Origin of the sequence: Limnohabitans sp. WS1, assembly GCF_003063265.1 — a bacterium.
Taxonomy (GTDB): domain Bacteria; phylum Pseudomonadota; class Gammaproteobacteria; order Burkholderiales; family Burkholderiaceae_C; genus Limnohabitans_A.
Map to the genome: position 1 here is coordinate 19,189 of NZ_NERU01000017.1, position 18,957 is coordinate 38,145.

19 protein-coding genes are annotated in these 18,957 nt (G+C 61.6%); 6 read left to right on the top strand and 13 right to left on the bottom strand.

Annotation, left to right across the window (positions count from 1 at the left end; all coding sequences use genetic code 11):
* Nucleotides 1-151 precede the first annotated feature (151 nt).
* Nucleotides 152-763: an MSMEG_1061 family FMN-dependent PPOX-type flavoprotein gene (locus B9Z48_RS17275; RefSeq protein ID WP_108380062.1), complete on the bottom strand. Its 612-nt coding sequence runs from the start codon at nucleotides 761-763 to the stop codon at nucleotides 152-154.
* 233 nt (nucleotides 764-996) lie between these two features.
* Between B9Z48_RS17275 and B9Z48_RS17280 the strand changes: the two genes are divergently transcribed.
* Genes B9Z48_RS17280 through B9Z48_RS17295 form a run of 4 tightly spaced genes read left to right on the top strand, consistent with a single transcriptional unit; the run spans nucleotide 997 to nucleotide 4,019 of the window.
* Nucleotides 997-1,560, top strand: coding sequence for an isochorismatase family protein (locus tag B9Z48_RS17280; RefSeq protein WP_108380064.1), 564 nt, complete (start codon nucleotides 997-999; stop codon nucleotides 1,558-1,560).
* 20 nt (nucleotides 1,561-1,580) lie between these two features.
* A complete protein-coding gene (locus B9Z48_RS17285; protein WP_108380066.1) occupies nucleotides 1,581-1,826 on the top strand; it encodes a DUF1272 domain-containing protein in 246 nt (81 codons plus the stop codon).
* Between the two features lie 49 nt (nucleotides 1,827-1,875).
* On the top strand, nucleotides 1,876-2,817 hold the full coding sequence (locus tag B9Z48_RS17290) for a GlxA family transcriptional regulator (protein WP_108380068.1): 942 nt from the start codon (nucleotides 1,876-1,878) through the stop codon (nucleotides 2,815-2,817).
* A gap of 50 nt (nucleotides 2,818-2,867) precedes the next feature.
* Complete coding sequence (locus B9Z48_RS17295) at nucleotides 2,868-4,019, top strand: ATP-binding protein (protein WP_108380070.1); 1,152 nt, start codon at nucleotides 2,868-2,870, stop codon at nucleotides 4,017-4,019.
* 18 nt (nucleotides 4,020-4,037) lie between these two features.
* Here the strand turns inward: B9Z48_RS17295 and B9Z48_RS17300 are convergent, their stop codons facing one another.
* The 9 genes from B9Z48_RS17300 to B9Z48_RS17340 all read right to left on the bottom strand — a co-directional run bounded on the left by B9Z48_RS17300 (nucleotide 4,038) and on the right by B9Z48_RS17340 (nucleotide 12,979).
* Nucleotides 4,038-5,264 carry a type II toxin-antitoxin system HipA family toxin gene (locus B9Z48_RS17300; protein ID WP_233261179.1) on the bottom strand — a complete coding sequence of 409 codons (1,227 nt, stop codon included), beginning with the start codon at nucleotides 5,262-5,264 and terminating at the stop codon, nucleotides 4,038-4,040.
* Nucleotides 5,261-5,605, bottom strand: a complete 345-nt coding sequence (locus B9Z48_RS17305; protein WP_089952357.1) for a DNA-binding protein — start codon at nucleotides 5,603-5,605, stop codon at nucleotides 5,261-5,263. Before B9Z48_RS17305 ends, B9Z48_RS17300 begins: the two co-directional genes overlap by 4 nt.
* A gap of 59 nt (nucleotides 5,606-5,664) precedes the next feature.
* Nucleotides 5,665-6,906: a glycolate oxidase subunit GlcF gene (glcF, locus tag B9Z48_RS17310; RefSeq protein ID WP_108380072.1), complete on the bottom strand. Its 1,242-nt coding sequence runs from the start codon at nucleotides 6,904-6,906 to the stop codon at nucleotides 5,665-5,667.
* Nucleotides 6,907-6,917: 11 nt separating this feature from the next.
* On the bottom strand, nucleotides 6,918-8,063 hold the full coding sequence (glcE, locus tag B9Z48_RS17315; protein WP_108380133.1) for a glycolate oxidase subunit GlcE: 1,146 nt from the start codon (nucleotides 8,061-8,063) through the stop codon (nucleotides 6,918-6,920).
* A 286-nt stretch (nucleotides 8,064-8,349) separates the two neighbouring features.
* Nucleotides 8,350-9,309, bottom strand: a complete 960-nt coding sequence (locus B9Z48_RS17320) for an SMP-30/gluconolactonase/LRE family protein (RefSeq protein ID WP_089952635.1) — start codon at nucleotides 9,307-9,309, stop codon at nucleotides 8,350-8,352.
* 60 nt (nucleotides 9,310-9,369) lie between these two features.
* Nucleotides 9,370-10,179: an SDR family NAD(P)-dependent oxidoreductase gene (locus B9Z48_RS17325; RefSeq protein WP_108380074.1), complete on the bottom strand. Its 810-nt coding sequence runs from the start codon at nucleotides 10,177-10,179 to the stop codon at nucleotides 9,370-9,372.
* Nucleotides 10,180-10,294: 115 nt separating this feature from the next.
* Nucleotides 10,295-11,839: an ammonium transporter gene (locus tag B9Z48_RS17330; protein ID WP_108380076.1), complete on the bottom strand. Its 1,545-nt coding sequence runs from the start codon at nucleotides 11,837-11,839 to the stop codon at nucleotides 10,295-10,297.
* Nucleotides 11,840-11,862: 23 nt separating this feature from the next.
* On the bottom strand, nucleotides 11,863-12,201 hold the full coding sequence (gene glnK / locus B9Z48_RS17335) for a P-II family nitrogen regulator (protein ID WP_089952365.1): 339 nt from the start codon (nucleotides 12,199-12,201) through the stop codon (nucleotides 11,863-11,865).
* A gap of 28 nt (nucleotides 12,202-12,229) precedes the next feature.
* Nucleotides 12,230-12,979 carry a TorF family putative porin gene (locus tag B9Z48_RS17340; protein WP_108380078.1) on the bottom strand — a complete coding sequence of 250 codons (750 nt, stop codon included), beginning with the start codon at nucleotides 12,977-12,979 and terminating at the stop codon, nucleotides 12,230-12,232.
* A gap of 198 nt (nucleotides 12,980-13,177) precedes the next feature.
* Between B9Z48_RS17340 and B9Z48_RS17345 the strand changes: the two genes are divergently transcribed.
* Together B9Z48_RS17345 and B9Z48_RS17350 are read left to right on the top strand one after the other, a co-directional pair.
* Nucleotides 13,178-14,710 (top strand): YifB family Mg chelatase-like AAA ATPase, encoded by a 1,533-nt coding sequence (locus B9Z48_RS17345; RefSeq protein WP_108380080.1) that lies wholly within the window; start codon nucleotides 13,178-13,180, stop codon nucleotides 14,708-14,710.
* A 694-nt stretch (nucleotides 14,711-15,404) separates the two neighbouring features.
* Nucleotides 15,405-15,761, top strand: coding sequence for a hypothetical protein (locus tag B9Z48_RS17350; protein ID WP_108380082.1), 357 nt, complete (start codon nucleotides 15,405-15,407; stop codon nucleotides 15,759-15,761).
* A 27-nt stretch (nucleotides 15,762-15,788) separates the two neighbouring features.
* On the opposite strand, the gene B9Z48_RS17355 is transcribed toward B9Z48_RS17350, so the two are convergent.
* Genes B9Z48_RS17355 through B9Z48_RS17365 form a run of 3 tightly spaced genes read right to left on the bottom strand, consistent with a single transcriptional unit; the run spans nucleotide 15,789 to nucleotide 18,859 of the window.
* Entirely contained in the window at nucleotides 15,789-16,559 is a 771-nt protein-coding gene (locus tag B9Z48_RS17355; protein ID WP_108380084.1) for an SDR family NAD(P)-dependent oxidoreductase, read from the bottom strand.
* A gap of 3 nt (nucleotides 16,560-16,562) precedes the next feature.
* On the bottom strand, nucleotides 16,563-17,540 hold the full coding sequence (locus B9Z48_RS17360) for a tripartite tricarboxylate transporter substrate binding protein (RefSeq protein ID WP_108380086.1): 978 nt from the start codon (nucleotides 17,538-17,540) through the stop codon (nucleotides 16,563-16,565).
* Nucleotides 17,534-18,859, bottom strand: coding sequence for an MmgE/PrpD family protein (locus B9Z48_RS17365; RefSeq protein ID WP_108380088.1), 1,326 nt, complete (start codon nucleotides 18,857-18,859; stop codon nucleotides 17,534-17,536). The genes B9Z48_RS17360 and B9Z48_RS17365 overlap by 7 nt, the downstream gene beginning before the upstream one ends.
* Between the last annotated feature and the right edge of the window lie 98 nt (nucleotides 18,860-18,957).

The window sequence follows — 18,957 nt, forward strand, 5'->3', positions numbered from 1 at the left end:
TTGTCCTTTGTGTGCGCTTTGCAAGCGCGGTCTGCCATCTCAGCGTTCAATCCTACCCGGGTGGGCATTTTGGCGTGCTCGGGCGCGGGCCTTGCCGGATGGGGAAAAGGACTTTGAACTTCGGTTGAATACGCTGAAGGAGCCAGGATTTTTATAAATCTGTTTGATACCGACTGCGCACACCTGCATCCAACTGAGTGACCGCATCCAACACTTCTGAAGAGGCCCCCAAAATTTCTTCACCGAATGAAACGGCCTGTTTGGGTCCCCACGAATCTGCTCGCCACGCTTGGCTGCGCAAAAACGCCTTTGCACAATGAAAGTAACACTGCGTGACGGACACTTCAATGACCAGTAAAGCATCCTGCGTGGCAGATGCCAAGGACTGGCACAGTGCAACATCATGCAGAACCTTTGCATGACCTTGAACTCGCAATGTCTCATCACTTCCGGGCACCATGAAGATCAGTCCCAGCTTGGGATTGATCAATAAATTTTCGAAGGTAAAAGCCAACTTATTGCCCTTGCGCTCCGGTATCCATAAAGTGCGCTCATCTGGAACCTGCACAAACCCTGGCTGGTCGCCCTTTGGTGAGACTGTTGGAAAACCCATTTCATCAACTGTTGCCAACATCACAAGAGGGGAAGCTTTGATAAAACGCATCATTGCTTGATGCAAGTTTCCCTTGATTTTTTGGCGGGTCAATGCATTGGGAGTTCCGAGAATTTCTCGAATTCGACTTTGTTCAATGATGTATTCCATAAAGCGTGTCCAACGGAAAATGTCAGTATGCGCTTGAATATAAAGTACTTTACGATGCTTTTTTATCAGCCAAATCGCTTCCAAGATGACTCACGATTGCTGAAATTGCATGACTGATGTTGCCTGCATGTCCATCTGTCTTTTTTCGTCCCCTTATCGTCTCGCCCAGCCCTGTGCAACGTCCGGTCTGATTCGCACAATGACGGCATGTTCAACGCCTGAGCCAGCGCATCATGACCCGCCACACCAAGCCGCCCAAATCCACCCTGCTCATCGTCGATGTTCAGCAGTCCTTCATGCGCATGCCGTATTGGTCGTCTGGACAACTCGCGCCATTTCAGCATGCGCTCCTGAAACTGGAAGCGGCTTGCCGTCAAGCGGATGTACCGGTAGTGCACATTTTTCACATCGACGACGATGCGCCTTTTCATGCCGACTCGGGCCTGATCCGTGCCATGGACTGGCTGCCCGGCGAGCCCGCCGCACGCTTTGACAAGCATGTGCACAACGCCTTCACCGACACCGGGCTCGACAACTGGCTGCGCCGTCAAGGCGTGCAGCGCATCATCATCAGCGGCATCCGCACCGAGCAGTGTTGCGAGACTACGGCCCGTGTGGGCTCGGACCTGGGTTATGCGGTGGACTTTGTGTCCGAGGCCACACTCACTTTCCCGATGACGCACAAAGGCACCGGTCAGACCTTCAGCGCACAGGACATCATCACGCGCACCGAGCTGGTCTTGGCCGATCGCTTTGCGCGCATCGTGAACGTGGATACTTGCCTGTCCAGCCTTTGAAACGCCCATCAGGAAACCCCATGCTCCAACTGCGTCCCAACTGCGAATGCTGCAACCGCGACCTGCCGCCTGAGGCGCTGGAAGCGCGGATTTGCTCTTTTGAATGCACCTTTTGCGCCGATTGCGCAGACACGCGCTTGAAGGGCATCTGCCCCAATTGCGGTGGCGAACTGGTGCGCCGCCCGGTGCGCCCTGCGGCCAAGCTGTTGAACAACCCGGCTTCGACCGCACGTGTGTTCAAACCGCAGGGCTGCGCGTCCGAATGACTGGCCTTTAAAAACCAGGCATGACAGTCAAGCTGCTCAACCGCTGGCCATGGAAAACTTGAGTCTGTCGGTTTATCTGGTTGTCACGCCAGGCGTGCTGCTGCTCGACTACGCCGGCCCCGCCGAAGCCCTTCGCATGGCGCGAGACATGGGCGCACCGCTCACGCTGTACACCTGCGGGCCGCTGCCCGATGTGCCCACATCGCTGGGCACCCAACTGACCGGGCTTGAACCCTTGCCCCAGCCACTGCCGCCCAACAGCCTGGTGCTGATCACCGGCAACAGTCACGAGCGCGAAGACTACGCAATGCCGGCAGCCCATCAAGTGGTGCGCTGGTTGCGAACCGCCGTTCAGCCGGACACGCGCTTGGCCAGCATCTGCTCGGGCGCTTTGCTGCTGGCCATGGCGGGCCAGCTCGACGGCCTGCGCTGCACCACACACCACACGCTCCTCGACGATTTGCAAGCCTTGGCCCCCACCGCCCAAGTGCAAGCCGACCGGATTTTTGTGGATGACGGCCGGGTGCTGACCAGCGCAGGCATCACCACCGGCATCGATCTGGCGCTCTACATCGTTGAACAAGTGGCCGGTGCTGCGCTGGCAGCGCAGGTGGCGCGGCGTTTGGTGATGTACACCCGTCGCGGCCCCAACGACCCACAGCTCTCGCCTTGGCTGGCGCACCGCAACCACATACACCCGGCGGTGCACCGCGCACAAGACGCCATCGCGCACAGCCTGGCCCAAGACCCGGCGCGCCGCTGGTCGCTAACGGAGTTGGCAGAGGTGGCTTGCGTGAGCCCCCGGCATTTGTCGCGCCTGTTCATGCAACACACCGGCATCAGCGTGCTGGACTACCAGCAGCAACTGCGCATGGCGCGTGCGCAAGAGTTGATGGCGCACAACCCGTCACTGACCCAGGAGCAACTGGCCGAGGCCTGCGGTTTTGGCTCTGCGCGAGATTTCAGGCGAGTTTGGGCCAGATGCTTTTAGAAAGTCGATTTATCCTTGTATTTTGAATATGGCATATTTAATTTACAAGGATGTTCAAACGCATTGCCCAAAGCACACTGGCCTCACACCTCACATGGAGCCCAGCTGTTTCCAGCTTGGGACCGCGCCAGATTGGCAAAACCACCTTGGCCCGCGCTCTGCTGGACACCCATCCAAATGCCATTTATCTGGACCTGGAATCCCCACAAGATCAGGCACGCCTGGGCGAGGGCCCGCTGTTTCTGCAAGCCCACGCAGACCGGCTGGTGATCCTGGACGAGGTTCAAAATGCACCGCAGTTGTTTTCGGTGTTGCGCGGTGAAATCGACCGCATCCGTCGCCCCGGGCGCTTTGTCTTGCTGGGCTCGGCTTCGTTTGAATTGCTGCGCCAATCCCAATCCTTGGCCGGACGGTTGAGTCTGATTGACATGTTCCCGCTCCTCTTCAACGAAGTCGGCTCGGAGCTCAGTACCGTGCAGAACTTGTGGGTGCGCGGCGGCTTTCCGCCCAGCTTCACCGCCGTCGATTCACACGCCTCTTGGGCTTGGCGTGATGCGTTCATCCGACACCTGCTGCACACCGATTTGCCAGCTCTGGGCTTGCGCGTGGATGCCGAAAGTCTGCGCCGTTTTTGGCGCATGCTGGCGCATGTGCATGGCCAGCTGTTCAATGCATCGGCCATCGCCAACTCACTGGACGTGAGCGCCCCCACGGTCAATCGCTGGCTCGATCACATGGTGGGTGCCTTGCTGGTCAGAAAACTCGAACCCTATCACGCCAACCTGGGCAAGCGTTTGGTCAAGGCACCCAAGGTTTATGTTCGCGACAGCGGTCTGCTGCACAGCCTTCTGGGCTTGAGCCATCCGGACGACCTGCAAGGCCACCCCATGGCAGGTGCGTGCTGGGAAGGCTTTGTCATCGACCAAATTGCCGCCCACATGCCCACTGGGGCCAGCCTGTCGTTTTACAGAACAGCGGCGGGTGCCGAACTGGATGTGGTGGTGGAAACCGGGCAGCGAAAAATCGGTTTCGAAATCAAGTTCAGCGTGGCGCCCAAAGTCACCAAAGGCTTCTGGCAATCCCTGCAAGACGTGCAACCCGAGAAAACCTACATCGTCGCCCCCGTGCAGCAGCGCTGGCCTTTTGCCGAAGGGGTTGAGGTGATTTCCGTGGGTGATATCGCAGGGGTTCTGGCGGGTTGAAGGCGCAGCCCACATTCATCAACAAAGTCGGCGCTGCTCACGCAAATGCGCGCCATCCAGATACTGCGCCAGCAGGTCAATGTCCTGATCTCGCACATTCAGACCTTTGAACACCGCTTTCCACTGCGCCACCTGACAGGCGATCTCGGCCACGGTTTGCTGGGCTTGCGCGTCCGTCAGCCCGAAGGCCCGCGCTTCTGACATCGCATTGGTCAGGCTGGCCTCATGACCCAGAGCGCCCACACGCATTTGCTGATAAGCCAGACCCTGCGCGGCAGGCAGCACATCAAAAGCGGGTGACAACGCATAAAGACCATCAGCGCCTCGCACCAGCGCGTGGTTCTTTTCATGGTCGTCGGTGTTGTCGATCAGGATGTTGAAGACCATGCGCCTGAACAACTCTTGCTGCTGCGCTCGCACTTGGTCAGGCCGCCCCAAGCGGCGAATCAGTTGCGCCAGTTCGGGGTAGCCGAGGACCTCACCTGCGGCCCGCAATGCGACGCAGGCGGACTGGACATGCTGGCGCTGTGAGCCCGCGCGGTCAAAGCGCCGGACAGCCACAGCGTGGCCTTGCGGCAATGGCAGCGCCAAGGTGTCTGCCGTTTGGATGCCGCAACGGCGCGCCAGCTGCATGCTGGCGTGTTCGATCAGTGGCGAGTCCAGATCTCCGCCTTCCGAAAACTTGACCATCCAGGACACACCATCGATTTGCATCAAGGACTTCGGCCGTGCGCCGCCCATGCTCACGCCAGGCTGCAGCAAACGACGCTGCTGTTCGCTGACGGCATCGCCCGCCATAACGCGCTGCACCGCCTGATGCATGTCGGCCAGTCCGTCAAACGTGGGCATGGCGGCTGTTGCGGCGGGGACATAACTTTCCGCAAGCAATGAAACGCCCAAAGCCCCAAAGCGGTCATCGCCAGCAAAGTACAAATACTCCAGCAAAGACAAACGCGCAGGCCGCTCGATCAATCGGATAACACGCTCGCCCCATTGATCGGGTCGTGCATCGTCCACCGCACCCGCCGCGGTATCGCGTTCGGCGGGCAACATCAGCCCCAGGCGCAAGGGCAGGTCTTCGCTCAAGGCGAAGCCTTTTGGCGAGGCGATCCATACGGGGTCGGAAGTCAGGGCGACTTTGCGGCGCTGGTCTTGCAGGCTCAGGGTACCGATACGCTGAGGCGCATGCGGATCACCCAACCACCACAGGCTCATGCTGTCTTGGGGTTCATAGGCCTGGCTCACAGTGAGGGCTCCGGTTTGCGCGACAAGCGCTTGCTGCGCTGGCGCACGGCTTCAATGTCTTGCTCCAGCGCATTCAGGTCTTGTGCAGGTGCCGCCATCTCAGGCAACGCTGCATGCCGGCCCATGAGCCAAAGGGCCGTGGCGTAGACGCCCATGCCGACCGAAGGGTCGCCCTTTTCCATGCGAATGAGCGTGGGCACCGAGACCGAAAGGCGAGTGGCCCAAGTACGCTGACTTTCTTTGCGGCGCTGGCGGGCCAGCGCTAAATTTTCACCCAGGTCTTTCAGGGCGCGGGCAACCGCAGCAGGCAGAATTTCTGTGGCGTGAGCAGGCTTCGACATGAAACAAAATTTACCATGAAATCAAACCATGTCAATTTTGTTTTACCTCAACGGGATCGTCACCCGACCAGCAGCGCCTCATCCAACAACTCCACCCAGTGCCGCACCGGCAGGCCACTGCCGCTTTGCAGGTGGGTGATGCAGCCGATGTTGGCGCTCAGCACGCCCTGCGGTTGCAGCGCATTCAGGTGGCCCAGTTTGCGGTCGCGCAGCTGTTTGGACAAATCCGGGTTGAGCACGCTGTAAGTGCCCGCCGAGCCGCAGCACAGGTGCGATTCATTGGCGGTGACCTTGATCTGAAAGCCCAGATCGCCCAGATGCTTTTCGACGCCGCCTTTGAGCTGCTGGCCGTGTTGCAGCGTGCAGGGTGGGTGGTAAGCCTGAAGGCCTGCGGCTTGCAGGGCCTCAGGTTTGAGCTTGTCTTTGAGCAAGGGCACCAACTCGGGCAGCAACTCGCTCAGGTCGCGCGTCAAGGCACCAATCCGGGCGGCTTTGTCGGCGTACTCCGGGTCGTCTTTCAGCACATGGCCATAGTCCTTGACCATGACGCCGCAGCCCGAGGCGTTCATGACGATGGCTTCGACTTCGCCGCATTCGACCAGCGGCCACCAGGCGTCGATGTTGGCCCGCATGTGGTCCTTGCCACCGTCGTGATCATTCAGGTGGAATTTGAGCGCGCCGCAGCAACCGGCCTTGGGGGCGGTCACGGCTTGGATGCCTGCGGCGTCCAATACGCGGGCGGTGGCGGTGTTGATGTTGGGGCTCATGCTCGGCTGCACGCAACCGGCCAGCATCAGCACTTTGCGGGCGTGCGTTCGGGTGGGCCAGATGCCAGCGTCTTGCGGCGCGGGCACTTTGGCTTTCAGGCTGTCGGGCAGCAGGCCGCGCACCATCTGGCCCATCTTCATGGCCGGGGCAAACAGGGGCGAAGGCAGACCTTCTTTGAGCACCCAACGGACCAGTTTTTCAGAGGCGGGGCGCTCGACTTTGGCGTCCACCAGCTTGCGGCCGATGTCCACCAAATGGCCGTATTGCACGCCGCTGGGGCATGTGCTTTCGCAGTTGCGGCAGGTCAGGCACCTGTCCAGGTGCATCTGGGTTTTGCGGGTGGGCGTTTCGCCCTCCAGCACCGCCTTCATCAGGTAGATGCGGCCACGCGGGCCATCCAGCTCGTCACCCAGCAGCTGGTAAGTGGGGCAAGTGGCGGTGCAAAAGCCGCAGTGCACACACTTGCGCAGGATGGCTTCGGCTTCGATGCCGTCGGGGGAGTTTTGGTATTCGGGGGCAAGGTTGGTTTGCATGACGATTCGCCTCAGAGGGGGTGCAAGCGGCCGGTGGCGAACACGCCTTTCGGGTCGAACTGCTGTTGCAATTGCTGCTGGATGCGTTGCTGCACCTGCTCCAAAGGCGTGTTCACGCCCACGGCTTTGTCCGATGCGGCATGGGCGGCGCTGGCTCGGAACAGCGTGGCATGGCCGCCGACCTTCTGGGCCATCGCGCGCAAAGTCACCGCGGCCGATGCGGGTGCCCACAACCAACGCTGCGCACCTTGCCACTCCACATAGGTGGAATAAGGCAGGTCCAAAACCGGTGCGGTTTGCGGCACCGACAGACGCCACAGGCAGGCATCGGGGCTGGGCGCATCAAAAAACGGCAAAGTCTGCTCGGTGCTGGCACGCCAGTCCAAGGCAGCTTCGGCATTGTCCATGGTCTGAACCTGCGCGCCCAGGGCAGCGGCATCGGCGCTCATTTTGACGGTGGCCGACTGCACCGCCGCCACCGCGCCGCGCAGGCGCACAAACACATAATCGGCCACGGGTTGGGCCGTGCTGTCGCGCACCCAGGCGCTGGCATTCAGGGGCAGGGGCTGGCCACCCCAGCGGTGCAGCAAATCCAGCGCCGGGCCTTGGGCCAGACCCGCGATCATCAGCGTGGCCTCGGCCGGGGCCACGGGCAAGACCTTGAGGCTGACCTCGGTGATCAGGCCCAGCGTGCCCCAGCTGCCGGCCATGAGGCGGCTCACGTCGTAACCGGCCACGTTTTTCATGACCTGGCCGCCAAAGGTCAGGTGCTCGCCCAGACCGTTGATGAAGCGGGCCCCGAGCACGTAGTCACGCACAGCGCCAGCCGTGGCGCGGGCCGGGCCGCTCAAACCAGCGGCCACCATGCCGCCTACTGTCGCGCCGGGGCCAAAGTGCGGCGGCTCAAAAGCCAAGCACTGCCCTTTCTCCGCTAAGGCAGCTTCCAGTTCGGCCAAGGGCGTGCCGCACCGGACGGTGACCACCAGCTCGCTGGGCTCGTAACTGACGATACCCCGGTAGATTCGGGTGTCCAGCACCTCGCCCGTGAGGCTCTGGCCCCAGAAATCTTTGCTGCCACCGCCGCGCAAACGCAAGGTGCGGCCTTGGGCTGCGGCGGCACGCACGGCGTCGATGAGTGAATTGAGTTGAGCATCCATGGGCCAAGATGGTAACGCCCGGCCCCGTGAGGGCGCGTGAATTTTTTGAACGATGGGGTTGTGGGAAATTGCGGCATCTGGCCTTTGTGGGCGCTGCAGAGGCAGTTGCGGCAAAGGGTCAATTTGAAGCATTGTTCAAATGTTGACGTGGCCATCGTCCCGCTTGCAAGTGCACCAGACATGCACCGCATCAAATGCCTGACTGATCCCGCAGACGATCAATGAGTTCATGGGTGATTTGCACCCCTCGTGCTGGCAGAGGTTCGATACCCAAATCCGCCAGTTTTTAGCGGGGCCGGACCGCAAACCCATTCACCGGCAAACCCGCCACCGCCACCCGCGTCGCAAACACACACCCTGCCGCCGGGTACTGCGCCAGCTCTTGCGGGCTGCGGCCTTGGCGGGAGGTGGTGATGAACAGGGTTTTCAGGTCGGGCCCACCAAAGCAGGGCATGGTGGGGCAAGGCACGGGCGTGGCCACTTCGGCCAACACTTCGCCTGAGGGCGACAGGCGCAGCAAGCGATGGCCTTCGTATTGGGCAGACCAATAACAGCCTTCGCTGTCCACCGCCGCACCATCAGGGCGGCCGCCATATTCCGCAGGGGGTGTGGGCTGGCCCCAGACCCAGCCTGCGGGTTTGGGGGGCATTTGGTGGAACACGCGCCCGGCAGACAGCTGGCCGGAGGCCAGATCAAAGTCAAAAGCGCGAATCTGGTGCGCGGCCGTGTCGGCCCAATAAGCGGTTTGGCCATCGGGTGACCAGGCCAGGCCATTGGCGGTCACCACACCGCCCTTCTCACCGCCCATCATGGCCTGTAGGCCTTGCTCGTCCAGCTTGTACAACACGCCCAGCGCCTGGTCTTTGGGTTCGTACAGGCTGCCTGCCCAAAATCGGCCTTGGGCGTCGCACTTGCCGTCGTTGAAGCGCAGCTTGGCTGTGTCGTAAGGCGCAGCGGCCAGCGGCTGCAAGTCACCACCCCACTGCCTCGCCAGATAAATGCCATCGCGCAGGGCCACGACCAGGCCGCCACCTGGGTCATCGCCTTGCACAGGGGCAATGCAGCCGGGTTCTTCGCCCATGGCCCAGTACTCGACCGCGCCACGGGTCTGCAGGCCATCGAGCTGGACGCGGGCGATGCGTCTGCCGGGGATGTCCACCCAATACAGGCGCTGCTCTTGCGGGTGCCAAAAGGGCGATTCGCCCAAGGCGTCGGGTTCGGGGGTGATGCGGGTCCAAGGGTTCATGCGGGGCATTGTGCCCTCAGCGGCCCTGTTTGCATGCCCTGAGGGCGTTAGGTAACCCGATCAATCGACTTGGCCCACGGTTTGCAGCTCGGCCGTGGTGCGGCGAAGGGTGGGCAGGCCCACGCCCGAGGCGTCAAAGCCGCCATCGACCGCGATGGATTGGCCGTTGATGTAACTGGCCTGGGGGCTGCACAAAAAGCCCACGGTGTTGGCCATCTCTTCGGTGCTGCCGTTGCGACCCAGCGGGATGGTGTCGTAGTAGTCGGCGCGGATGGCAGCGCTGTGCACCAGCTTGGCCATCTCGGTCTCGACCGGGCCGGGGCAGATCGCGTTGACGCGCACACCGTAATTGCCCAATTCGGCGGCGTACTGCTTGGTCAGGTGGATCAGTGCAGCCTTGCTGGTGCCATAGGCCAAGCGCAAGGTGCTGGCGCGCAGACCCGAGATGGACGCGATGTTGACCACGGCCCCGCTGCGCTGGCTCGCCATGATGGTGCCAAACGCCTGCGTGCACAAAAACGCGCCATCCAGGTTGGTCGAGAGCACATGACGCCATTCATCAAAATGGGTGTCGAGTGCGGGCTTGAACACCGCCACGCCCGCGTTGTTGACCAGCGCGTCCACACGGCCAAAACGCGCCATGACTTGGTCGGCAGCGGCTTGGACTTGGTCTGGCTGCGACACATCGGTGTGCAGGCACAGCACGTCGCCTGACCTGCTCAGTTGCTTTTGCGTGGCGTCCAGCGTGGTGGAATCCACGTCGAGCAGCACGACCTGGTGTCCGTTGGCCAGAAACCACTGGCCAATGGCCAGACCTATGCCTCGGGCACCGCCCGTCACCACAGCCACTTTTCGATCTGCCCATGTCATGCGTCTACCTCTGTGCGTCAAAGCCAACACCATAGCAAAAAAGCCCGTGCACAGGGTGCAACGGGCTTGGGAAGATGGGAGGTGGCAAACCACCCTAAGCATTCAACTTGCCAGATCAGCCGTGGTAAGCCGACTCGCCGTGCGAGGAGATGTCCAGACCTTCGCGCTCTTCTTCTTCGGTGACGCGCAGACCAATGGTCAGGTCAACAATCTTGAAGGCGACAACCGAGACCACACCCGACCAGACAATGGTCAGCAGCACCGCTTTGGCCTGGATCCACACTTGTGAGGCGATGGAATAAGCATCAGGCGTGACCATGGTCAGTGTGACCCAGTCGCCCATGGCGCTGGGGCCACCCAAGGCGGGCGAATTGAACACACCGGTCAACAAGGCACCCACAATGCCGCCGACACCGTGCACACCGAACACGTCCAAGGAGTCGTCTGCACCCAGCATCTTCTTCAGACCATTCACGCCCCAGAGGCAAGCAAAACCTGCAATGAAGCCGATGATCAAAGCACCACCCAGACCCACGTTGCCCGCTGCTGGTGTGATGGCCACCAAACCGGCCACGGCACCCGAGGCGGCACCCAACATGGAGGCTTTGCCACGCATCAGCGCTTCACCCACACACCAGGCCAACACAGCACCGGCTGTCGCGATCAAGGTGTTGATGAAGGCCAGGGCAGCGAAACCGTTGGCTTCCAGAGCAGAACCCGCGTTGAAACCGAACCAACCCACCCACAGCAAGGAGGCACCGACCATGGTCAATGTCAGGCTGTGAGGGGCCATGGATTCACGGCCATAACCCACGCGCTTGCCCACCATGAAGGCACCCACCAAGCCAGCCACAGCGGCGTTGATGTGCACCACGGTTCCGCCAGCGAAGTCCAAAGCGCCCCACTGCCACAGCAAACCGGCTTTGGATGTCATTTCGTCGGCGACTTCTTTGGTCGTGTAGGCGTCAGGACCCATCCAGAACCAGACCATGTGCGCCACAGGCAGGTAGCTGAAAGTGAACCACAACACCATGAAAGCGAGCACAGCAGAGAACTTGATGCGCTCAGCGAATGCACCCACGATCAGTGCGCAAGTGATGCCTGCGAACGTGGCCTGGAAGGCGGCGAACGAGATTTCAGGAATCACCACACCCTTGCTGAAGGTGGCGGCGTTGGCAAATGTGCCCGCGACGTTGTCCCAAATGCCCTTCATGAACAGGCGGTCAAAACCCCCAATGAAGGCATTGCCCTCGGTGAAGGCCAGGCTGTAACCGTAGATGAACCACAGCACAGTGATCATGGAGAAGGTGACCACCACCTGCATCAGCACCGACAGCATGTTTTTGCTGCGTACCAAGCCGCCATAGAACAGGGCCAAACCAGGGATGACCATCAAGATCACCAGGATCGTGGACAGCATCATCCAGCCCGTGTCGGCCTTGTTGGGCACGAGCACAGGCGCGGCTTCGGCTGCTGCGGGTGCAGCGGCAGCAGGCGCTGCAGGGGCAGGTGCCGCATCGGCCTTGGCCTCAGCAGCAGGTGCCGTGACGGCGGCGGGGGCGGTTGCAGGGGCGGTTTGTGCGGTGGCGACAGAAGCCGTACCGAACACACCCAAACCCAAACTCAGGCCCAAGGCCAAAGTAGCGAGTAACTTTTTCATTGTTTGACTCTCTTTCTTCTTGATCAGAGGGCTTCGCCGCCGGTTTCACCGGTGCGGATGCGAACCACTTGTTCGAGGTCGTACACAAAGATCTTGCCGTCACCGATCTTGCCGGTGCGGGCACCCGACTCGATGGCTTCGATCACACGATCGACGAGGTCGTTGGACACAGCGGCTTCGATCTTCACTTTGGGCAAAAAGTCGACCACGTATTCCGCGCCACGGTACAGCTCGGTGTGGCCCTTTTGACGACCAAAGCCCTTGACTTCGGTCACGGTGATGCCCTGCACGCCGATGCCCGACAGTGCTTCACGCACCTCGTCCAGCTTGAAGGGTTTGATGATGGCGGTCACCAGTTTCATGATGGCTCCTTGTTGGGTTGAACGGCGATCAGAAGGCGTATTTCAGGCCGACAACAACACCTGTCTTGCCTGTGAACTTGCCTGCGGGGGTGACATACAAGGTTTTGTCAGCGTCGGTTGCCACCAAGGCGGCTGTGGCCGACAAGCCATTGCCCAGGTCTTTGCCCAATGTCAGCGAGTAATCGGTGTACGACCAATTGCTGCTGTTTTTGATGGACTGGTAGCCCACATGTGGCACCAGACTCAAGCCATTGCCCAGGTCAAACGTGCCGCTCAGGTCCACGTAATAGCTGTTTTTGCTGTCGATGAAACTGAAGATGTTGGAGATGGCGTGCGAATACTTCAAGGTCACAGGACCCATGGTGCCCGCTGCATAAATCTCATTGGTGTTGGCGTTTGCAAAATCTGGAACTTGGGACAGTTTGTTACCCGAGTACTGATAGCGCAAGAAACCCACGTCATAGGCCACATCGCCCACAGCCCCCTTGTAGCCGGCATACAGGTCCAATTCCATGTTGGTGTCGCCACCCGCATCCTTGACCCACTTGATGCTCGAACCCCAAGCACCCACATAAAAACCGCTCTTGTCAGCGTAGTCGATGCCACCTTGCACAGCAGGCTGCAGACGCGACTGAGAAATGCCACGGTAACGGTAATCGGTGGTCGCACCGACGTTGTAGGACAGGCTGCTCTCGGGAGCCGCTGTTTGGGCTTGGGTCAGACCGCTCACGCCGCCCAAAGCCAGGGCGATCAAAGTAGGAACAAGGATTTTTTTCATGAGGAACTCCAATAAAGTGAAGAAAAGACAAGCCATCTATGCACAGAGCGTGCCAACCCATGCGGCGTCTCTCATACCCGGGGATTTACCAGTGCATTTGCCCACAGTGCATGTTTGAATGGCATTTCAACAAGAAGCGCATGCACTGACGGCGTGCCAGAACACACACCATGCACCAGCATGGGGCAGGGAGGGGATATGAGTCTCAGTTTGGTGCACAGCCGCGCCTTGATCGGCCTGCAAGCGCCCGCCGTGACCGTGGAGGTGCACATGGCCAATGGCCTGCCCAGCTTCACACTGGTCGGCTTGGCGGACGTCGAGGTCAAAGAGGCACGCGAGCGCGTGCGTTCTGCCCTGCAAAACAGCGGCTTGGACTTTCCGCACAACCAACGCATCACGGTCAACCTGGCCCCGGCCGATTTGCCCAAAGACTCGGGGCGTCTGGATTTGCCCATCGCTTTGGGCATCTTGGCGGCCAGCGGGCAAATCGATGCCAGCAAACTGGCCGGTCACGAGTTTGCGGGCGAACTGTCGCTGTCGGGCGAACTGCGCCCGGTGCGCGGCGCACTGGCCATGAGCCTGGTGCTGCGCCAGCAGCAGGTGCGCACGCGGCTGGTGTTGCCCCCGGGCAGCGCCGAAGAAGCGGCTTTGGTGCCCGACACCGAAGTGTTCAGGGCCCGCCACCTGCTGGATGTGGTGCAACAGTTTTTGCCCCCCTCCAACGACACCCCGCCTGCGCCCAGCGAGGGATGGTCCCGCATGGCCGCCACCACGCCCAGCGCACCTCCTCGTTATGCCGACTTGGCCGATGTCAAAGGTCAAGCGGGCATCAAACGGGTGCTGGAGATCGCCGCCGCCGGAGGCCACTCATTGCTCATGGTGGGCCCGCCAGGCTCGGGCAAGTCCATGCTGGCACAGCGATTTGCGGGTTTGTTGCCACCCATGGCGATTGAAGACGCCTTGGAATCAGCGGCCATCGCCAGCTTGGCCGGGCGCTTTGACCTGAGCCGCTGGGCGCAGCGCCCCACCGCCCAACCGCACCACTCGGCCAGTGCAGTGGCTTTGGTGGGGGGTGGCTCCCCACCCCGACCGGGGGAAATTTCGCTGGCGCACCACGGCGTGCTGTTTTTGGACGAGTTGCCCGAATTTCCCCGTGCGGCCCTCGAGGCCCTGCGCGAGCCCCTGGAAACCGGCACCATCACCATCGCCCGGGCTGCCCGGCGGGCCGAGTTTCCGGCGCGTTTTCAGTTGATTGCGGCCATGAACCCCTGCCCTTGCGGCTATTTGGGCAGCACCACGCGGGCCTGTCGCTGCTCGCCCGACCAGGTCAGCCGCTACCAGGGCAAGCTCAGCGGCCCCTTGCTCGACCGCATCGATTTGCACATCGAGGTGCCCAGCCTGCCCGCACAAGACCTGCTGAACGCGCCGCCCGGTGAAAGCACAGAGGCGATTGCTGCCCGCAGTCTGGCGGCACGCCAACGGGCCTTGGCCCGCCAAGGCTGCGCCAACGCCGACCTGCAAGGTCAAGCCATTGACGCCCAAGCGCAGCTGGACGACAAGGCCACGGTTTTGCTGCAAAAAGCAGCGGCCAAATTGGGCTGGAGCGGACGCAGTGTGCACCGCAGCCTGAAAGTCGCCCGCACCATCGCCGACCTGGCGGGCAGCAGCACCATCGAGGCAGCGCATGTGGCCGAAGCGGTGCAATACCGGCGAGTGCTCAAAGAGCACTGATGATCCGGCCCTGTGAAGTAGGAGCCCCGCCCTCGAGGCGATTGGGGGTGGTTTGCGAGGGTGATCGCGACGGGGGCGTCGCTCCTACAAGGGAGATGCCCCGCATTTTGTAGGAGCCTCGCCCTCGGGGCGATTGGGGGTGGTTTGCGTGGGTGATCGCGACGGGGGCGTCGCTCCTACAAGGGAGATGCCCTGCATTTTGTAGGAGCCCCGCCCTCGGGGCGATTGTGGGTGGTTTGCGTGGGTGATCGCGACGGGGGCGTCGCTCCTACAAGGGAGATGCCCTGCAGTTTGTGGGAGCCCCGCCCTCGGGGCGATTCTTGGTGGTCTGCGAGGCTTTTCGCGACGGGGGCGTCGCTCCTACGAGGGGGATGCCCTGCAGTTTGTAGGAGCCCCGCCCTCGGGGCGATTCTTGGTGGTCTGCGAGCGTGATCGCGACGGGGGCGTCGCTCCTACAAGGGAGATGCACTGCAGTTTGTAGGAGCCCCGCCCTCGGGGCGATTCTTGGTGGTCTGCGCGGCTTTTCGCGACGGGGGCGTCGCTCCTACAAAAGAGCGTTGATGCCAACATCATCGGGCCGGACCCATGACCAAGGTGCGTGGCAGTGACAACTGAAAACAAGTTCAGGTGTGCTGCGGTCAACGGCCCGTGCTGACCGGCGTTATGCAGGGACACACTTGCCAAAGGTTTTGCCATGAAAAAAAGTTTCCGCGTCTTCGTTTTGGGGCTTGTGCTTGCCAGCATGAGCAGTCTGGCCATGGCGGGGCCTCACCACGGGCAGCACCACAACCGTCATGGGGGTGGACGTCACGGTGCGGGCGACTGGATCGGGGCTTTGGTGGTCTTGGGCTTGGCGGGGGCGGTCATTCAGGCTACCACCAGCACACCGGTGCTGTCCGTACCACCGGTGACTTATGCCAACCCTGTCAACCCGTCTTTTCCACCTCCGGCTCCGGCAGAAGCCCATTATTTTTGTGCTTCGGTCAGGCAGTTTTACCCCGACACCCGCTATTGCCCAGAAGGCTGGCAGTTGCTGACCCCTGCACGTTGAGCGCAGGGGCGGCCAGCCAGCTGGCCATCACACCAAAGACAAACCCCCGTCCATCATCAGGGTGTGTCCCGTGACCAGCCCCGAGGCCGACGAGGCCAAAAACATCACTGCGTGAACGATGTCCTCTTCGGTGCCGGTGCGCTTGAGCGGAATGCTTTGCGTCTTGGTGCGCACGTAATCCGGGTTGGCAAACAAGTCCTGCGTCATGCCCGAGGGAATCGCCGTGGGGGCCACCGCGTTCACACGCACCAACGGTGCCCACTCGACGGCCAGCACCTTGGTCATGTGTGAGACGGCCGCTTTTTGAATGCCATAGGGCGTGCCCTTGCCCGAGACCACCACCCCGTTGACGCTGCCAATGTTCACAATCGCGCCGCCGCGTGTACGCATAGGCTCGCCAAAGACCTGGCAGCTGCGGTAAACGCCATTCAAATTCACATCGGTCAGGGTCATCCAGGTCTCTTCGTCGCAGCCCGCAAAGTCCGAGCGGATCTGCAAGCCGTGGGCATTGACCAGCACATCCAGGCCCGCCGTCTGCGCCAGCTCGGCCTGCACCGCCTGCAGTGAAGCGCGGTCACGCACATCGGCCACGCGCTGTGTGATGCGCGGATCGTTCTCACCCGCTTGTATCGGGGACTGGTCCACGCACCAGACCTGCGCGCCCAGCGATGCAAAGCCCCGGCTGATGGCCGCGCCCAAAGTGCCACGCCCACCGGTCACCAGCACCTGCGTGCCGACCAAGTCCCGGTAGGGAAACGCATAATCACCCGAAGGCGCAAAGTTGCCCAAAGCCGCCATGGCTCAGTCCACCGTGGCGCCAGAGATCTTCACCCCCTCGGCCCACAACTCGATCTGGCGGCCCACAAACTGGCGGAACTCGTCGGGTTTGTTGCCCACCACGGTGCTGCCCAGCTCGTTCATCTTTTGCACCACGTCGGGTTGCTTGAGTGCATCGGCCAAGTCCGTGGCCAGTTTGTCAAGCACCGGTTTGGGCGTGCCCTTGGGCGCAAAGAAGCCGGCCCAAGGCGCGGCATTGAAATTGGCAAAGCCTTGCTCGGCCACCGTTTTGTAATCGGGTGCACCGGGCGCACGCTGGGGGGTGGTGATGGCGATCATCTTGAGCTTGCCCGCCTTCAGGTGCTGCTGCACGGCTGGCAAGCCGGTCACACCCACCATCAAGGTGCCGCCCAGCAAGTCGGTGATCATGGGCGTGCTGCCCCGGTAGGGAATGTGGGTCAGCTGCACATTGGCCTTGGACTTCAGGATTTCCATGCCCAAGTGCGATGCCGTGCCGTTGCCGTCCGAGCCATAAGAGAGTTTGCCCGGCTCTTTTTTCAGCAGCGCGATCAACTCGGTCAGGCTGTTGGCCGGCACCTGGGGGTTGACCACAATCGCGTTCGGATAGATCGTGGCCTGTGTCAGCGGCTCAAAGTCATTGAGCGGGTGATAAGGCATCTTTTTGTATAGGGAGATGTTGATCGAGTGCGAGCCCGTCACGCCCAGCACGATGTTGTAACCATCCGGTGCCGATTTGGCCACCAGGTCCGAGCCCACGTTGCCGCCCGCGCCCGCTTTGTTGTCGATGACCACAGGCTGGCCCCATTTGGTGCTGAGTTTTTCGGCCACCACACGGGCCGTGATGTCGGTGGCGCCGCCGGGTGGAAAAGGCACCACGATGCGCACCGGCTTGTTCGGAAAGTCGGTGGTTTGTGCGGCCACTGGGCCGCTCAGCCAGGCGGCGGCCAGCACAGCGGTCGTCACAAGGGTTTTCTTCAACATGGTGTTTTCTCCTGGGATGAATGCCAAAACGGAAAGGGACGGGCGTCAAGCGGGGCGTGCAGCAACTGCGCGGCCCAGTCTGCGGCCTGCGCGGCAGGCAGGCTGCCCTCGCAGTAACTCAAAAATTTGTCCTGCAGCTCGGGCTCGGTGAAGGGCATTTGCGCGTCGCCGGGCACGGCTGTGATGACGTGCTCATGCCGGGTGCCATCGCTGCAGTCGATCAACACCCGCGCTCCGCGCTGTTGCTGCTGGGTCCACGGGGCATCGATTTGCACCTGCACTTTGGCTTCCAGCGCACGCAGCAAAGGGTCTTGAAACTGTGGCTCACGGTAGACCCACGGGTCGAGACGCCCCCAACGCAGCATGGCGGCCAAACCGAAGCTGAGAGAAAACTGCGCCTGCAAAGGCGTTTGGGGTGCCCGGTTGCCGCAGTAAATGGTGGCCTCTTCGTAGACCTGCAGCACCACGCGATCGATTTTGGCCACATCCAGCGACAGCCGCAGCGCGTGGGCCGCCAAAGCACCGTAATGCACATGGCGCACCGCCGCATAAGGCTTGAAATAGGCCTGCAAGAGTTGAAAACCCGGCGAATCATCCCAAGGCAGGGGCGGCTTGCCCAGGCCGATTTGGGCATATTCGGCCAGCGCCCCGGCAGGTGCCGTGATGCCACTGGCCACAGCCAACGCGGCAGTTTGACCCAGCTGCGCTGCGTGGCCCAAATAGGTGTTGCGCGAGGTGTCGCCCGAACGCACGGGCAAATACAAACTCATGGGCAATTGGCAAGCGGCCACCTGAACCGCTTGCGCGATCTGCTCGGGGCTCAGCCCCAGCGCGTGCGCCACGGCAGCGGCTGCGCCCAAGGCTGGCCAGTTGCCATCGACGTGCATGCCTTTGTTGATGCGCAAGCTCGCCCCCATGCGGGCCCCGACCTCATAACCCACCACAAAAGAGGTCAGAAATTGCCCATACGTCAGCTGCGAAGCCATCGGCAAGAGCGCTGCCAAAGCCGCCACCCCCGGGCGTCCATGGGCACCGGCATGGCCCTCGCAGGCCTCATCCCAGCAAGCGGCCATGGCCAGCACCATGGCGGCATGGGCCGCCGACAGGCCCGGACCCCCATTCGGATTGAACCGGAATCCGCCGGGGTCTGCGGCTGCAGCGGCCTGCGAGAGGCTGGCCACGGGCTGTGCCCGCAAACCCGCTGTGATGCAACCCAAGGTGTCCAGCACCAGCCAGCGGGCATGGGTTTGCAAGGCAGGTTCGGCCGCGAGGTCAAGCCGGGCGAGTTGATTCAAAATCGACAGCAATTGAGCGTTCATGTCCAGTCCACTTAGCCTGCCACTCTAATGCGTGTTCCCAAGCCCACACCGCACGCAGGCGACAGGTTTTCCGGCATCACAGCCGCAAGATGAACGCC

Excerpts from the sequence above, each read along its gene's own strand:
- B9Z48_RS17275 (WP_108380062.1), bottom strand. The coding sequence starts at position 763 with ATGGAATACATCATTGAACAAAGTCGAATTCGAGAAATTCTCGGAACT.
- B9Z48_RS17280 (WP_108380064.1), top strand. The coding sequence starts at position 997 with ATGACCCGCCACACCAAGCCGCCCAAATCCACCCTGCTCATCGTCGAT.
- B9Z48_RS17285 (WP_108380066.1), top strand. The coding sequence starts at position 1,581 with ATGCTCCAACTGCGTCCCAACTGCGAATGCTGCAACCGCGACCTGCCG.
- B9Z48_RS17290 (WP_108380068.1), top strand. The coding sequence starts at position 1,876 with ATGGAAAACTTGAGTCTGTCGGTTTATCTGGTTGTCACGCCAGGCGTG.
- B9Z48_RS17295 (WP_108380070.1), top strand. The coding sequence starts at position 2,868 with ATGTTCAAACGCATTGCCCAAAGCACACTGGCCTCACACCTCACATGG.
- B9Z48_RS17305 (WP_089952357.1), bottom strand. The coding sequence starts at position 5,605 with ATGTCGAAGCCTGCTCACGCCACAGAAATTCTGCCTGCTGCGGTTGCC.
- glcF (WP_108380072.1), bottom strand. The coding sequence starts at position 6,906 with ATGCAAACCAACCTTGCCCCCGAATACCAAAACTCCCCCGACGGCATC.
- glcE (WP_108380133.1), bottom strand. The coding sequence starts at position 8,063 with ATGGATGCTCAACTCAATTCACTCATCGACGCCGTGCGTGCCGCCGCA.
- B9Z48_RS17320 (WP_089952635.1), bottom strand. The coding sequence starts at position 9,309 with ATGAACCCTTGGACCCGCATCACCCCCGAACCCGACGCCTTGGGCGAA.
- B9Z48_RS17325 (WP_108380074.1), bottom strand. The coding sequence starts at position 10,179 with ATGACATGGGCAGATCGAAAAGTGGCTGTGGTGACGGGCGGTGCCCGA.
- B9Z48_RS17330 (WP_108380076.1), bottom strand. The coding sequence starts at position 11,839 with ATGAAAAAGTTACTCGCTACTTTGGCCTTGGGCCTGAGTTTGGGTTTG.
- glnK (WP_089952365.1), bottom strand. The coding sequence starts at position 12,201 with ATGAAACTGGTGACCGCCATCATCAAACCCTTCAAGCTGGACGAGGTG.
- B9Z48_RS17340 (WP_108380078.1), bottom strand. The coding sequence starts at position 12,979 with ATGAAAAAAATCCTTGTTCCTACTTTGATCGCCCTGGCTTTGGGCGGC.
- B9Z48_RS17345 (WP_108380080.1), top strand. The coding sequence starts at position 13,178 with ATGAGTCTCAGTTTGGTGCACAGCCGCGCCTTGATCGGCCTGCAAGCG.
- B9Z48_RS17350 (WP_108380082.1), top strand. The coding sequence starts at position 15,405 with ATGAAAAAAAGTTTCCGCGTCTTCGTTTTGGGGCTTGTGCTTGCCAGC.
- B9Z48_RS17355 (WP_108380084.1), bottom strand. The coding sequence starts at position 16,559 with ATGGCGGCTTTGGGCAACTTTGCGCCTTCGGGTGATTATGCGTTTCCC.
- B9Z48_RS17360 (WP_108380086.1), bottom strand. The coding sequence starts at position 17,540 with ATGTTGAAGAAAACCCTTGTGACGACCGCTGTGCTGGCCGCCGCCTGG.
- B9Z48_RS17365 (WP_108380088.1), bottom strand. The coding sequence starts at position 18,859 with ATGAACGCTCAATTGCTGTCGATTTTGAATCAACTCGCCCGGCTTGAC.